The following is a 14,973-nucleotide window of genomic DNA, read 5'->3' as shown; positions in this document are numbered from 1 at the left end:
GCAATGGCTTTCAATATCTGGAAAATTGGTCTGCATATTCAGCAACATGAAGCGCTGGCTGTCGCTATCGTTCGCGAAGCATCAGGTTGGTATCTGCAACGCTGGTGGCGTATACCGCTGACGCTTCAGGTTATCGTCGATGGCCACATTCGCGAGCCTGAACAGCTGGTCGCCGCGCTACTGCCGTGGAGCCGGGAGCTCCCTCGCCGACACCATATTCATCTCTCTTTTCCCGCCAACAGGACGTTACAAAAAAAGTTTCCTCGTCCGACAATGACGTTACGCGAGCCAGAGCAAACCGCATGGTTGTCCGGTTCGATGGCGCGTGAACTCGATATGGCGCCGGATGCGCTGCATTTTGATTATAGCGAAGACACGTTGAGCCCGGCGTTTAACGTCACTGCTGCGCAAAGCAAAGAGATTTCAGCGCTTCTGACGCTTATCCAAACCCTGAAGGTGCAGGTTACGGCGATTACACCGGATGCCAGCGCGTTACAGCGATTTATTCCCTTCTTGCCAGAGCATCAGCAGTGTCTGGTATGGCGTGATGACACCCAGTGGTTATGGGCGACCCGTTCGGCATGGGGACGTAAATCAACGGGCGATATTGGCAGTATCGATGAGCTTGCCACGACATTATCTCTGCCCACGACAGCCATTGCGCAATGCTCCCCTGGCGGCTTCGACCCTTTGAGCGCCGTGTCTGTACGCCAGCCGCCCATTCCAACGCAAAGCCATCACTTCGCCATTGCGCTGGGACTCGCTATGGGAGGCGCGTACTGATGATAGCGACCATTAATCTTCTGCCCTGGCGTCAGACTCGGCGTTACGCTTGCCTGCGCTTCTGGGGCATCTTATTTAGCGCTTCGCTACTGCTTAGTATTGGCGTGTTGTTGCGCTATTACAGCGTGTTGAGTGTAGAAAATCGGGCTGAATTGTTGCTGGCAGATGCCGAAAAGACGCGTGTCGAGGCCTTAATGGCGCTAAAGCCGCGTATGCAGCAGCGCCAGCAACGATGGCAACAGGTGCAGGCACGGAACAAACAGCGTGAGCAGACCCGAAGCTGGCAGTCGGTATTGCAAGAGCTGGCGGAATTTCTGCCTGAGCAGGCGTGGTTAACAAAAATAGCCTGGCAGCAGGACACGCTGGAACTGACGGGAAACACGCTGAACTTTGCCGCGCTGCAGGCGCTGGAGGCGCAATTACGCCAGCAGCCATTGTTTCAGTTGAGCAGCCCCGGTGAAACGCAGCAGGATGCGCAGGGACGCTGGCAATTCCACTATCGACTGACACGGAGCGGTGCGCATGATAACGCTCTGTGATGTCTGGTTAGCGCAGTCGCCGCGCTTTCGACTCATCTGCTGGTGCGGCTGGATGTTAGGGCTACTCATACTGGTGACGTTATGTCTTTATCCCGTCGCGCGGGAGCGGACGATGCAACGCGAGACGCTGGTCCAACAACGGGCAGCTATTCAGATGCAATGGCGAGATGTCTATCTGCTGTCGGCATCACCAGCAGAGCCGGAAGAGAAACTGACCCTGTTCTCCCCGCTGCTGTTTCAGACTTCACTTACTCGTCTTATCCACTGGCAGCCCTCCGCGCAAGGCGGAGAGATGACGCTGCAACCAGCCTGGGATGCCATCCCGCCGATGTTTATCCAACTGGCGGATCAGGGGATGAACGTCAGTCGATTTTCGCTTAGCGCAGAAGGCGCGGAGCTGCTGCTAACGCTACAGCTGGAGCGCCTGAATGACGGTTGAACGCTGGCTGTTGATATGCGTAAGCGTACTGATGCTCACCGGTATGCGTAATCCATTCCTGCCGCCGGAGGACCATTGCCAAATTGCTGAGCTGTCGACATGGCGTTTTCAGGGCATGGTGAGCCAGGACACGCGACCTATTGGCATCGTTCAGGATAGCCAGAAAAAATGGCGGCGGGTTAAGCGAAATGACGTCCTGAAAAACGGTTGGACGATTACGCAGATAACGGCCCAGAACATAACCCTCGACACAGAAAAAAACTGCGAACCGCCGCGGTGGCAGTGGCAACGACAAGGAGCGGTAAATGAAGCGATGGATAGCGTTGATAGTAATGATACTGGCGGTCGGGATAACGAACGCGCTGGCGACGAAACCGCAAAACGTGACGCTGGTGGTCGATGATGTGCCGGTTACGCAGGTATTGCAGGCGCTGGCTGAACAGGAACAGAAAAACCTGGTTGTTTCGCCAGATGTCAGCGGCGTGCTGTCGCTGCATTTGACGGATGTCCCCTGGAGGCAGGCATTGCAGACGGTGGTAAAAAGTGCCGGGCTGATATTACGCCAGGAGGGCAATATCCTGCATGTGCATTCTGTTCAATGGCAGAATGACAATGCGGCCCGCCAGGACAATGAACAGGCGCGGATTCAGGCCAGTTTGCCGCTGGAGCAGCGCAGCATTATTTTGCACTATGCCGATGCTGCCGAGCTGGCAAAAGCAGGAGAAAAGCTGCTCAGTGCCAAGGGAAGCATGACGGTGGATAAACGGACCAACCGCTTACTGCTGCGTGATAATAGCGTTGCGCTTAACACCCTGGAAAAGTGGGTATCGCAAATGGATTTGCCGGTTGCCCAGGTCGAACTGGCGGCGCATATCGTCACCATAAATGAAAAAAGTTTGCGCGAGCTGGGGGTGAAGTGGTCGCTGGCTGACGCACAACAATCGGGGGCGGTTGGGAATGTTACAACGCTTGCCAGCGATCTCTCTGTAGCCACCGCCACATCCCGCGTGGGATTTAACATTGGCCGCATTAACGGTCGTTTACTGGAACTGGAGTTGTCTGCGCTGGAGCAAAAACAGCAACTGGATATCATTGCCAGTCCACGATTACTGGCATCTCACCTGCAACCTGCCAGTATTAAGCAGGGCAGTGAGATCCCTTATCAGGTCTCCAGCGGTGAAAGCGGCGCGACATCCGTCGAGTTCAAGGAAGCGGTACTGGGGATGGAGGTAACACCAACAGTGTTGCAGAAAGGGAGAATCAGGCTGAAACTGCATATTAGCCAGAATGTTCCGGGACAGGTTCTACAACAGGCAGATGGCGAAGTGTTGGCTATCGACAAGCAAGAGATTGAAACGCAGGTCGAGGTAAAAAGCGGCGAGACGATTGCGCTGGGCGGGATTTTTTCACATAAGAACAAATCCGCAGCCGACAGCGTGCCGCTATTAGGCGACATTCCCTGGCTTGGCTCTCTTTTTCGCCATGATGGTAAAGAAGATGAACGGCGCGAATTAGTGGTCTTTATTACGCCCAGACTGGTTTCAACGGAATAACTTATGCATGAAAAGCCATTGTTTTTGCACTGAACACGTTTCAGGGATTTGACGTGAGGGTGTATTTAGCATACAAGGAGTACCGATTTGAGCGTCGATACTTTTCTTTACTTATGCGGCAATGAATACGCTTTGCCTTTCCGGTGGTGTGCCATAGGCTTATTGGGTGTCATTTGGCTGCGCGATACGTCGCCAGGTCTGATGTTTGCAGGGTAGCATGCCTGCCACGACCAGAAATGCGTTAGGTTTGGTGATTTATTCAGTTGCCAAACCCGCTTGAGTATTGAGATAATTTTCAGTCTGACTCTCGCAATATCTTATGAGGTTTCAGTTCATGTCCTGCTGCGCTGGGTGTCTGCGAAGCGGGTTTACCATTAACGAATAGTCTTAGTAGTACCGAAAAAATGGCAGAGAAACGCAATATCTTTCTGGTTGGGCCTATGGGTGCCGGAAAAAGCACTATTGGGCGCCAGTTAGCTCAACAACTCAATATGGAATTTTACGATTCTGATCAAGAGATTGAGAAACGAACCGGAGCTGATGTGGGCTGGGTCTTCGATGTAGAAGGTGAAGACGGCTTCCGTGATCGCGAAGAAAAAGTCATCAACGAGTTGACGGAAAAACAGGGTATTGTGCTGGCAACTGGCGGTGGCTCTGTAAAATCACGTGAAACACGTAACCGTCTTTCCGCGCGTGGCGTCGTGGTCTATCTTGAAACGACAATTGAAAAACAACTTGCGCGTACTCAACGTGACAAGAAACGCCCGCTGCTGCAGGTAGAATCACCGCCTCGTGAAGTTCTGGAAGCGTTGGCTGACGAACGCAATCCTCTGTACGAAGAGATTGCTGACGTGACCATTCGCACCGACGATCAGAGCGCAAAAGTCGTAGCAAACCAGATTATTCATATGTTGGAAAGCAACTAATTCTGGCTGAATACACACTCGTCTGCGGGTACAAGTAACTAAGGTGGATGTCGCGTAATGGAGAGGATCACAGTCACTCTCGGGGAACGTAGTTACCCTATCACCATCGCGGCTGGTTTGTTCAATGAGCCAGCTTCATTCTTACCGCTGAAATCGGGCGATCAGGTTATGTTGGTGACCAACGAAACCCTGGCTCCCCTTTATCTCGATAAGGTTCGCGGCGTACTTGAACAGGCGGGTGTTAACGTTGATAGCGTTATCCTTCCCGATGGCGAGCAGTATAAAAGCCTGACGGTTCTGGATACGGTTTTCACCGCGTTACTGCAAAAACCGCACGGTCGTGATACCACGTTAGTTGCCCTTGGCGGCGGCGTGATTGGCGATCTGACCGGTTTTGCGGCAGCCAGCTATCAGCGTGGTGTTCGTTTTATTCAAGTCCCGACAACCCTGTTGTCGCAGGTCGACTCCTCCGTTGGCGGCAAAACCGCCGTAAACCATCCCCTCGGTAAAAACATGATTGGCGCGTTTTACCAACCGGCCTCCGTGGTGGTGGATCTCGATTGCCTGAAAACGCTTCCTGCGCGTGAGCTGGCATCGGGGCTGGCGGAAGTGATCAAATACGGCATCATTCTTGACGGTGAATTTTTCAGCTGGCTGGAAGACAATCTGGATGCGTTACTGCGTCTGGATGGTCTGGCAATGGCGTACTGTATCCGTCGTTGTTGTGAGCTGAAAGCAGAAGTTGTCGCAGCAGACGAGCGTGAAATGGGCTTACGTGCTTTACTGAATCTGGGACACACGTTTGGCCATGCGATCGAAGCTGAAATGGGTTATGGCAATTGGTTACATGGTGAAGCAGTCGCAGCAGGTATGGTAATGGCTGCCCGTACGTCAGAACGTTTGGGTCAGTTCACCTCCGCTGATACGCAGCGCATCATTACGCTGTTACAGCGAGCAGGCTTACCGGTGAATGGGCCGCGTGAAATGTCCACCGAGGCTTATCTGCCGCACATGCTGCGAGATAAAAAAGTGTTAGCGGGAGAGATTCGTTTGGTGCTTCCGCGAGCGATAGGGAAGAGTGAAGTGCGCGGCGGAGTGTCGCACGAGGTGGTTCTTAACGCTATTGCTGATTGCCAGCAGGCGTAACAACAAGAAAGGTCAGGCTTACGTTGCGAAACGTAGGTCTTTTAGCTTCAGGTTATGTGCAAAGTCGTAAGCATTAACCTTTGAGTGGGGTGTTAAATGGATGAATTCAAACCAGAAGACGAGCTGAAACCCGATCCCAGCGATCGTCGTACTGGTCGTTCTCGTCAATCGTCTGAACGCGATAATGAGCCGCAAATCAATTTTGATGATGTTGATCTGGATGCTGACGATCGCCGTCCTGCGCGCGCACGCAAAGAGCGTGATGAAGAGCAGGACATTGAAGAAGAGTATGAGTCTGATGACGATGCGGTGGATGAAGAGCGTGTAGAACGTCGTCCGCGCAAGCGTAAGAAAGCCGTCAGCAAACCTGCCTCCCGCCAGTATATGATGATGGGCGTGGGTGTTCTGGTACTGCTGCTGCTGATTATCGGCATTGGTTCTGCGCTGAAAGCCCCCTCATCTTCTTCCAATGAGCAGGCAGCGTCTGGCGAGAAGAGCATCGATCTCTCTGGCAGCAATGCAACGGATCAGGCGAGTGCAACGACACCTGCAACGGGCGCTGAGCAGACCGCTGGCAATACCCAGCAGGATGTTTCCCTGCCACCGATTTCCTCTACCCCGACTCAAGGTCAGGCACCTGCGGCAACTGAAGGGCAGCAGCGTGTTGAAGTGCAGGGCGATTTGAACAACGCTCTGACGCAACCGCAAGGTCAGGAACAGGTTAACAACGCTGTGGTTAACTCTACGCTGCCGACCGAACCTGCGACCGTTGCGCCGATGCGTAATGGTAATGCTGCGCGCCAGACTGCGAAAACGGAAACGACTGAACGTCCTGCGGCTACGCATCAGGAACGTAAACAGGCCGTCATTGAACCGAAGAGCAAACCGCAAACTACGGTGAAAGCGACGCCGGCAGAGCCGAAACCTGTTGCCCAGGCAAAACCAACCGCAACTGCGCCGACGACCACAACCAAAGCACCTGTGGTAACCGCTACGCCGAAAGCGACCGCGGAGCCAAAAGCAACCACGACTGCGCCAGCACAGACTGCAACGCCTGCGCCAACCGCAACAGCGTCAACGCCTGTTGCTGGCGGAGCGAAAAGTGCAGGTAACGTTGGAGCGTTAAAATCTGCGCCGTCCAGCCATTACACGCTGCAGCTCAGCAGTTCTTCTAACTACGACAACCTGAACGGTTGGGCGAAGAAAGAAAACCTGAAGAACTATGTGGTGTACCAGACGACGCGTAACGGTCAACCGTGGTATGTTCTGGTGACAGGCGTGTATGCGTCTAAAGAAGATGCGAAACGTGCAGTGTCTACGTTACCCGCTGATATTCAGGCGAAAAACCCGTGGGCAAAACCGCTGCATCAGGTTCAGGCCGATTTGAAGTAAGATAGGATATGTTCTGCAATGGTTTGATGTTTCGCCCAATTGCGGGACAAAGACTAAAGCGCAGGATGCTGTCGGAGCTTTCTCCACAGCCGGAGAAGGTGTAATTAGTTAGTCAGCATGAAAAAAAATCGCGCTTTTTTGAAATGGGCAGGGGGGAAATACCCCCTGCTTGATGATATCAAACGGCATTTACCTCAGGGTGAGTGCCTGATTGAACCTTTCGTGGGTGCCGGGTCGGTGTTTCTCAACACCGACTTTTCTCGTTATATTCTTGCCGATATCAACAGCGACCTTATCAGTCTCTATAACATCGTGAAGACGCGTACCGATGAGTATGTGCAGGCTTCGCGTGAGCTGTTTATGCCTGAAACCAACCAGGCTGAGGTGTACTATCGGTTCAGAGAAGAATTTAATGCCAGCGAGGATCCGTTCCGCAGAGCAGTACTGTTCTTGTATCTGAACCGCTTTGGTTACAACGGATTGTGCCGTTATAACCTGCGCGGCGAATTTAACGTCCCGTTTGGGCGTTATAAAAAACCTTACTTCCCAGAAGCCGAGTTGTACCATTTTGCTGAGAAAGCGCAGAATGCGGAGTTCCATTGCCTCTCCTATGAAGAGTGCATGAACCGTGCGGATAGCAACTCTGTGGTCTATTGTGACCCGCCTTATGCACCGCTTTCGGCGACGGCAAATTTCACTGCGTATCACACCAACAGCTTTAGCCCGAAAGAGCAGGCGCATTTGGCCGAGATGGCAGAAAAGCTGGTCAGTAAGCAGATCCCGGTGTTAATTTCGAACCACGATACGCCCGATACCCGTGAATGGTACCGAGCGGCGAAACATTTTCAGGTCAAAGTGCGGCGCAGCATAAGCAGCAATGGCGGCACGCGTAAAAAGGTGAACGAACTGCTGGCACTGTATAAACCAGGAGTCGTAACGCCTGCGAAGAAATAAATCTCAAGGAGAAGCGGATGAAACAGTATTTGATCGCCCCCTCAATTCTGTCGGCTGATTTTGCCCGCCTGGGTGAGGACACCGCGAGAGCGCTGACTGCCGGTGCCGATGTCGTGCACTTCGACGTCATGGACAATCACTACGTACCGAACCTGACCATCGGACCGATGGTACTGAAATCGCTGCGTAAATATGGCATCACCGCCCCGATTGATGTTCACCTGATGGTGAAACCGGTCGATCGTATTGTCCCGGACTTCGCCGCCGCTGGCGCCAGCATCATTACTTTTCATCCGGAAGCCTCCGAGCATGTCGATCGCACTTTACAGCTGATCAAAGAGCATGGCTGTAAAGCGGGTCTGGTGTTCAACCCGGCAACACCGCTGAGCTATCTGGACTACGTCATGGATAAGCTCGATGTGATCCTGCTGATGTCCGTTAACCCAGGCTTTGGCGGACAGTCCTTCATCCCACAAACGCTGGATAAGCTGCGCGAAGTGCGTCGTCGTATTGATGAATCTGGCTACGATATCCGCCTCGAAGTGGACGGTGGCGTCAAAGTGAATAACATTGGTGAAATTGCCGCAGCAGGCGCAGATATGTTTGTCGCAGGCTCCGCCATTTTCGACCAACCAGACTACAAAAAAGTCATTGATGAAATGCGCAATGAACTGGCGAAGGTAAGTCATGAATAAGTTTCAGGATATTCGGGGCGCTGCATTTGACCTCGACGGCACGCTGGTCGACAGCGCGCCGGGATTAGCCGCAGCGGTGGACATGGCGCTGTATGCGCTGGAACTGCCGGTTGCCGGAGAAGAACGCGTTATCACCTGGATTGGTAATGGTGCAGATGTACTGATGGAACGCGCGCTAACGTGGTCCCGTCAGGAGCGCGCAACATTACGTAAAACGATGGGTAAACCGCCCGTTGATGATGATATTCCCGTCGAGGAACAGGTACGTATTTTGCGTAAGCTGTTCGACAGATACTACGGCGATGTCGCAGAAGAGGGGACATTCCTGTTCCCTGATGTTGCCGACACGCTGGGCGCGCTGCATGCGAAAGGATTGCCGCTGGGTCTGGTGACCAACAAACCGACCCCGTTTGTCGCGCCATTACTCGAAGCATTAGATATCGCCAAGTACTTTAGCGTGGTCATCGGTGGTGACGACGTGCAGAATAAAAAACCGCATCCGGATCCGCTGCTGCTGGTGGCAAGCAAGCTTGGCATCAAGCCTGAGCAAATGCTCTTCGTAGGGGATTCACGCAATGATATTCAGGCGGCAAAAGCTGCTGGCTGTCCGTCCGTTGGCCTGACCTATGGCTACAACTATGGCGAGTCGATCGCGCTGAGCCAGCCCGACGTTATTTACGACCGTATTAATGAACTACTGCCCGCTCTCGGGCTTCCGCATAGCGAAAATCAGGAATCAAAAAATGACTAAGCCCATCGTTTTTAGTGGCGCACAGCCCTCAGGTGAATTGACCATTGGCAACTATATGGGTGCGCTGCGTCAGTGGGTGAGCATGCAGGATGACTACCATTGCATCTACTGCATCGTTGACCAACATGCCATCACCGTTCGTCAGGATGCTCAGCAGCTGCGTAAAGCAACGCTCGATACGCTGGCGCTGTATCTGGCATGCGGTATCGATCCTGAAAAAAGCACCATTTTCGTGCAGTCTCACGTACCGGAGCATGCACAGTTAGGTTGGGCGCTGAACTGCTACACCTACTTCGGCGAGCTGAGCCGTATGACCCAGTTCAAAGACAAATCCGCGCGCTATGCGGAGAACATCAACGCCGGTCTGTTTGATTATCCGGTACTGATGGCGGCAGACATCCTTCTGTATCAGACCAACCAGGTACCGGTTGGCGAAGATCAGAAACAGCATCTGGAACTGAGTCGCGATATCGCCCAGCGCTTCAACGCCCTGTATGGCGACATCTTCAAAGTGCCTGAGCCGTTCATTCCTAAATCCGGCGCGCGCGTAATGTCGCTGCTGGAGCCGACGAAGAAAATGTCCAAGTCGGATGACAACCGCAACAACGTGATCGGCCTGCTGGAAGATCCGAAATCTGTGGTTAAGAAAATCAAACGTGCGATGACCGACTCCGAAGAGCCGCCGGTTGTACGCTACGACGTGCAGAACAAAGCGGGTGTTTCCAATCTGCTGGATATCCTCTCTGCGGTCACCGGTAAGAGCATTCCGGAGCTGGAACAGTACTTCGAAGGCAAAATGTATGGTCATCTGAAAGGTGAAGTCGCAGAGGCCGTTTCCGGTATGCTGACAGAGCTTCAGGAGCGTTATCACCGTTTCCGTGACGATGAAGCTTTCCTGCAGAAAGTGATGAAAGACGGTGCAGAAAAAGCCAGCGCCCGCGCATCTGTTACGCTGAAAGCTGTTTACGAAGCGATTGGTTTTGTCGCCAAGCCGTAATGCGCTCTGTGTTGTTGAAGAAACCGGGTTACGCCCGGTTTTTTTTCGCCTGTTGGTTTGTGAACCTCAAAAAATGTGAAGCGCCTCGCCGTTTGCATATTTCCTCATTGCGTTATATCTTCACTTTAATGAAGATATAAATATTCAATTTACTGAAAATATAAAATGCGTCGGACATTTATCAAGAAAGAGGGGGTTGTGCTGACAACCCTGGCCCGCTACCTGCTCGGTGAGAAGTGCGGTAACAGATTGAAAACTATTGATGAACTGGCAGCCGAGTGTCACTCATCGGTAGGGTTAACCCAGGCTGCGTTGAAAACGCTGGAATCCTCAGGGGCGATCCGTATTGAGCGTCGCGGGCGTAACGGTAGCTATCTGGTGGAGATGGATAACCGTACGCTGCTGAAGCATGTGGATATTAATAACGTGGTCTGTGCGATGCCGCTGCCCTACACCCGTTTATATGAAGGACTGGCGAGTGGGCTGAAGGCGCAGTTCGATGGGATCCCGTTTTATTACGCACACATGCGTGGGGCTGATATTCGTGTGGAATGCCTGCTAAACGGCGTCTACGACATGGCGGTGGTTTCTCGTCTGGCGGCGGAAAGTTACCTTGCTCAGGACGGACTGCGCATCACGTTGGCGCTGGGACCGCATACCTACGTCGGCGAGCATCAGCTGATTTGTCGCAAGGGCGAATCTGCAGATGTAAAACGTGTCGGACTCGATAACCGTTCGGCGGATCAGAAAATCATGACCGAGGCCTGTTTTGGCAACCGTGACGTTGAATTGATCGATATGCCTTATCACGAAAGCTTGCAGCGCATCGCGAAAGGGGATGTGGATGCGGTTATCTGGAACGTGGTTGCAGAGGCCGAGCTGGCGGTACTGGGGTTAGAAGCCACGCCGCTCACCAACGATCCGCGATTTCTGCAGGCCACGGAGGCCGTGGTACTGACCCGCGCAGAGGATTATCCGATGCAGCAGCTACTGCGGGCGGTTGTTAACAAAGAGGCGCTGCTTGCCCACCAACAGCGTGTGGCGAACGGTGAACAGGAACCCAGTTATTAAGTGAAGGCAAACGACATGGAAAACAGGCTTAACCTGCTGTGTGAAGCAGGCGTTATCGACAAGGATATTTGTAGCGGCATGCTGCAGGTGGTCAGGCGGTTGGATGAAGAGTGGCGTTTGCCGATTTACAGTGAGCAAGGAACCATGGCGATGACCCATATGGCGAGTGCGTTAATGCGCAGTCGCCAGGGCGAAGTGATTGAAGCGCTGGATGGTGAGCTGCTGGAGGAGTTGGCGCAATCTCATCTCTGGCCAACTATTTTATTGGTACATCAGGCGCTGATGAAAGAGTTTACGGTGGCGCTGCACACCAATGAAGAAGGCTATATGCTGGCGAACTTGTATGGATTGTGGATGGCGGCGAACGAAGGCGTCTGAAATCAATGGGCAATGAGCTTATTGCACCTTAAATATTCAAAAAAATGAATATTTAACTGAAGGATTAGAAACGAGGCAGAGAAATGTTTATAGACGCATTGAAACGCCAGAACCCCGCGCTAATCTCGGCTGCTATCGCGTTATGGCAGCAGGGAAAGATCGCACCTGACAGTTGGGTCATTGATGTTGACCAGGTCATTGAGAATGGCAAACGCCTACTGGATGTCGCCAGGCAACATGGTATCTCGCTGTATCTGATGACCAAACAGGTAGGACGTAACCCGTGGCTGGCGGAGAAGCTGTTGCAGCTTGGCTATGAAGGCATCGTGGTTGTGGATTACAAGGAGAGTCGCGTCATGCGCCGTGCCGGGTTGCCGGTTGCGCATCAGGGACATCTGGTGCAGATCCCGTCGCGGCTGGTCAATGAGGCTGTAGCGCAGGGTACTGAAGTCATCACATTGTTCTCACTGGAGAAAGCGCGCGAAGTTTCCGCTGCTGCAGTGAAGGCCGGTTGTGAACAGAACGTGATGCTGAAGGTGTACGACAAGGATGATTTTCTCTACCCGGGGCAGGAAAGCGGATTTCCGCTGATGTATCTGACGGATGTGGTCAATGAAATCCGCAGGCTTCCGGGTCTGCGTCTGAGCGGCCTCACTCATTTCCCCTGCCTGTTATGGGATGAAAACTCAGCGCAGACTATGCCGACGCCTAATCTGCATACGCTGGTAAATGCCCGACGTCAGTTGGCTGAGGCCGGGATTGCCATTGAGCAGCTTAATGCGCCGTCAGCCAGTAGCTGTTCGTCACTCCCCCTGCTGGCGGAATATGGCGTCACCCATGCGGAGCCGGGTCATGCGTTGACCGGCACCATTCCTTCCAATCAAAAAGGCGACCAGCCGGAGCGCATTGCGATGCTGTGGTTGAGCGAGGTATCGCACAATTTTCGTGGAGACAGTTATTGCTACGGTGGCGGCTATTACCGTCGCGGCCATGCGCAAAATGCGCTGGTCTTTACGCCAGAAAGTGACACGCCGATCGCAGCGAAGCTAAAACCCGTGGACGACAGCAGTATTGACTACTACCTGCCTGTTGCCGGGGAGTTTCCGGTGAGCAGTGCGGTGATCTTCTGTTTTCGCACCCAGATCTTCGTGACGCGTAGCGACGTGGTGCTGGTATCGGGCATTCAGCGCGGTGCAGCTGAAATCGTCGCGCGTTACGACAGTCTCGGCAATATTCTGGAGGACTAATGGCCCGATTCGTGGTGTTAGTAATCGACAGTTTCGGCGTTGGCGCCATGAAAGACGTCACGCTGGTCAGGCCGCAGGATGCAGGAGCGAATACCTGTGGCCATATCCTAGGAGAACTCCCGCAGTTACGCCTGCCAACGCTTGAGAAGCTGGGGCTGATTAACGCTCTGGGCTTTGCCCCGGGTGTGATGCAACCTTCAGCATCGGCAGTCTGGGGCGTTGCAGAGCTGCAGCATGAAGGGGGAGATACCTTTATGGGCCATCAGGAGATTTTAGGTACGCGGCCTCAGGCGCCGCTGCGGATGCCGTTTAGCACCGTGATTGACAGCGTTGAGCAGGCGCTAAAGGCCGCTGGCTGGCAGGTGGAACGTCGCGGCGGCGACCTGTCGTTTCTTTGGGTCAACGATGCGGTTGCAGTGGGCGATAACCTCGAAGCGGATTTAGGTCAGGTCTACAACATTACTGCCAATCTTGCCGTTATCCCGTTTGATGAGGTGCTAAAGATAGGCCACGTGGTGCGTGAGCAGGTTCAGGTCGGGCGCGTGATTGCGTTTGGCGGTCAGCTTGCAGACAGCCAGCGCATTCTGGATGCCGCCGAGACCAAAGAGGGACGCTTTATCGGCATTAACGCTCCACGTTCCGGCGCCTATGAAAATGGCTTCCAGGTCAGGCATATGGGTTTTGGCGTCGATGAGCAGGTACAGGTACCGCAAAAACTGCATGACACCGGGATCCCTACCGTGCTGGTCGGTAAAGTGGCGGACATCGTTGGCAATCCACACGGGCGCAGCTGGCAAAACCTGGTGGATAGTCAGCAGATTATGGATATCACGCTTAACGAATTTAACGCGGAATCGACGGTATTTATCTGTACCAACATTCAGGAAACCGATCTCGCCGGGCACGCTGAAGACGTAGCACGTTATGCCGAACGGCTGCAGCTTGTTGATCTTAATCTTTCACGCCTTCTGGCCGCTATGGATCCAAATGACTGTCTGGTGGTTATGGCCGATCACGGCAACGATCCGACCATCGGTCACAGCCACCATACCCGGGAAGTTGTACCGGTTCTGGTGTATCGGGAGGGGTTAGAGCCTGCGCAATTAGGCGTCCGGGCGACGTTATCTGACGTTGGCGCTACGGTGTGTGAGTTTTTCGGCGCGGCGGCGCCACAAAACGGCTGCTCTTTTCTTTCGGCATTACGCCTTACAGGAGACACCTTATGAATTTTGATCCGACGGGCTACACCTGGGTTCACGAACATCTGCATATTGATCTCTCTGGGGTCAAGAATAATCTCGACTGCCGGTTAGATCAGTACGATCTCATTTGTCAGGAAATGAAGGATCTCCGGGCGTTAGGCGTCAGCAACATTATTGAGATGACCAACCGCTATATGGGGCGTAATCCGCAATTCATGATCGATCTGATGCGCGATACCGGTATCAACGTGATGGCCTGCACAGGCTATTACCAGGATGCGTTTTTCCCTGAACATGTCGCGGCCCGCAGCGTGGAACAGCTCGCGCAGGAGATGGTCGATGAGATAGTCATCGGTATAGATGGCACTGAATTGAAGGCCGGAATTATCGCCGAAATTGGTTCCAGCGAAGGGGTGATTACGCCGCTTGAAGAGAAGGTATTTATCGCCGCGGCGCGGGCGCACATCGAAACCGGACGCCCCATCTCGACCCACACCTCTTTTAGCACCATGGGCCTGGAACAGCTGGTGTTGCTACAGGCTCACGGCGTCGACCTTTCCCGCGTAACCGTTGGTCACTGCGACCTGAAAGATAACCTCGACAATATCTTACGCATGATCGATCTCGGTGCGTATGTGCAATTCGATACCATCGGTAAAAACAACTATTACCCGGACGAGAACCGCATTGGCATGCTGCATGAGCTACGTAATCGCGGGCTGCTTAATCGCGTGATGCTCTCCATGGACATTACCCGCCGCTCGCATTTAAAAGCCAATGGCGGCAATGGCTATGACTATCTGTTAACCACTTTTATCCCACAGTTGCGCCAGTCAGGATTCAGCCAGGCCGATGTGGACACGATGTTGCGTGATAACCCCTCACAATTTTTCCAATAAG

At 53.3% G+C, this 14,973-nt stretch carries 17 protein-coding genes; all 17 read left to right on the top strand.

Annotation, left to right across the window (positions count from 1 at the left end):
• Window positions 1-3: 3 nt before the first annotated feature.
• The 17 genes from OGY72_RS20840 (at window position 4) to OGY72_RS20760 (ending at window position 14,972) form a co-directional block, all read left to right on the top strand.
• On the top strand, window positions 4-783 hold the full coding sequence (locus OGY72_RS20840) for a type IV pilus biogenesis protein PilM (protein ID WP_286549208.1): 780 nt from the start codon (window positions 4-6) through the stop codon (window positions 781-783).
• Window positions 783-1,322: a PilN domain-containing protein gene (locus OGY72_RS20835; protein ID WP_286549206.1), complete on the top strand. Its 540-nt coding sequence runs from the start codon at window positions 783-785 to the stop codon at window positions 1,320-1,322. The genes OGY72_RS20840 and OGY72_RS20835 overlap by 1 nt, the downstream gene beginning before the upstream one ends.
• Entirely contained in the window at window positions 1,306-1,761 is a 456-nt protein-coding gene (locus OGY72_RS20830) for a HofO family protein (RefSeq protein WP_286549204.1), read from the top strand. The genes OGY72_RS20835 and OGY72_RS20830 overlap by 17 nt, the downstream gene beginning before the upstream one ends.
• Window positions 1,751-2,164 carry a HofP DNA utilization family protein gene (locus tag OGY72_RS20825; protein ID WP_194212370.1) on the top strand — a complete coding sequence of 138 codons (414 nt, stop codon included), beginning with the start codon at window positions 1,751-1,753 and terminating at the stop codon, window positions 2,162-2,164. Before OGY72_RS20830 ends, OGY72_RS20825 begins: the two co-directional genes overlap by 11 nt.
• A complete protein-coding gene (hofQ, locus tag OGY72_RS20820) occupies window positions 2,067-3,314 on the top strand; it encodes a DNA uptake porin HofQ (RefSeq protein WP_286549194.1) in 1,248 nt (415 codons plus the stop codon). The genes OGY72_RS20825 and hofQ overlap by 98 nt, the downstream gene beginning before the upstream one ends.
• A gap of 404 nt (window positions 3,315-3,718) precedes the next feature.
• Window positions 3,719-4,240, top strand: a complete 522-nt coding sequence (gene aroK / locus OGY72_RS20815; RefSeq protein ID WP_003023552.1) for a shikimate kinase AroK — start codon at window positions 3,719-3,721, stop codon at window positions 4,238-4,240.
• A gap of 57 nt (window positions 4,241-4,297) precedes the next feature.
• Entirely contained in the window at window positions 4,298-5,386 is a 1,089-nt protein-coding gene (gene aroB, locus OGY72_RS20810; protein WP_286549193.1) for a 3-dehydroquinate synthase, read from the top strand.
• 96 nt (window positions 5,387-5,482) lie between these two features.
• Window positions 5,483-6,778, top strand: coding sequence for a cell division protein DamX (damX, locus tag OGY72_RS20805; RefSeq protein WP_286549190.1), 1,296 nt, complete (start codon window positions 5,483-5,485; stop codon window positions 6,776-6,778).
• Window positions 6,779-6,895: 117 nt separating this feature from the next.
• On the top strand, window positions 6,896-7,732 hold the full coding sequence (gene dam, locus OGY72_RS20800) for an adenine-specific DNA-methyltransferase (RefSeq protein ID WP_003827684.1): 837 nt from the start codon (window positions 6,896-6,898) through the stop codon (window positions 7,730-7,732).
• A 17-nt stretch (window positions 7,733-7,749) separates the two neighbouring features.
• Window positions 7,750-8,427: a ribulose-phosphate 3-epimerase gene (gene rpe, locus OGY72_RS20795; RefSeq protein WP_148361395.1), complete on the top strand. Its 678-nt coding sequence runs from the start codon at window positions 7,750-7,752 to the stop codon at window positions 8,425-8,427.
• Window positions 8,420-9,178: a phosphoglycolate phosphatase gene (gph, locus tag OGY72_RS20790; protein WP_286549187.1), complete on the top strand. Its 759-nt coding sequence runs from the start codon at window positions 8,420-8,422 to the stop codon at window positions 9,176-9,178. Before rpe ends, gph begins: the two co-directional genes overlap by 8 nt.
• On the top strand, window positions 9,171-10,175 hold the full coding sequence (gene trpS / locus OGY72_RS20785) for a tryptophan--tRNA ligase (protein WP_286549183.1): 1,005 nt from the start codon (window positions 9,171-9,173) through the stop codon (window positions 10,173-10,175). The genes gph and trpS overlap by 8 nt, the downstream gene beginning before the upstream one ends.
• 165 nt (window positions 10,176-10,340) lie before the next feature.
• A complete protein-coding gene (gene yhfZ / locus OGY72_RS20780) occupies window positions 10,341-11,246 on the top strand; it encodes a GntR family transcriptional regulator YhfZ (protein ID WP_126317303.1) in 906 nt (301 codons plus the stop codon).
• 15 nt (window positions 11,247-11,261) lie between these two features.
• Entirely contained in the window at window positions 11,262-11,624 is a 363-nt protein-coding gene (locus OGY72_RS20775; protein ID WP_126317304.1) for a PRD domain-containing protein, read from the top strand.
• An 83-nt stretch (window positions 11,625-11,707) separates the two neighbouring features.
• Window positions 11,708-12,871, top strand: a complete 1,164-nt coding sequence (locus OGY72_RS20770; RefSeq protein WP_126317305.1) for a YhfX family PLP-dependent enzyme — start codon at window positions 11,708-11,710, stop codon at window positions 12,869-12,871.
• The gene (locus tag OGY72_RS20765; protein WP_286549179.1) at window positions 12,871-14,097 is read left to right on the top strand and encodes a phosphopentomutase; all 1,227 of its coding nucleotides are present in this window, start codon (window positions 12,871-12,873) and stop codon (window positions 14,095-14,097) included. Before OGY72_RS20770 ends, OGY72_RS20765 begins: the two co-directional genes overlap by 1 nt.
• Window positions 14,094-14,972 (top strand): phosphotriesterase-related protein, encoded by an 879-nt coding sequence (locus tag OGY72_RS20760; RefSeq protein ID WP_286549177.1) that lies wholly within the window; start codon window positions 14,094-14,096, stop codon window positions 14,970-14,972. Before OGY72_RS20765 ends, OGY72_RS20760 begins: the two co-directional genes overlap by 4 nt.
• Window position 14,973: the final 1 nt, after the last annotated feature.

The sequence above is a fragment of the Citrobacter sp. Cpo221 genome (assembly GCF_030332345.1).
Taxonomy (GTDB): Bacteria; Pseudomonadota; Gammaproteobacteria; order Enterobacterales; family Enterobacteriaceae; genus Citrobacter; species Citrobacter portucalensis.
Note: the sequence above shows the minus strand (reverse complement) of the source record. Positions and strands in the feature narration are given on the sequence as shown.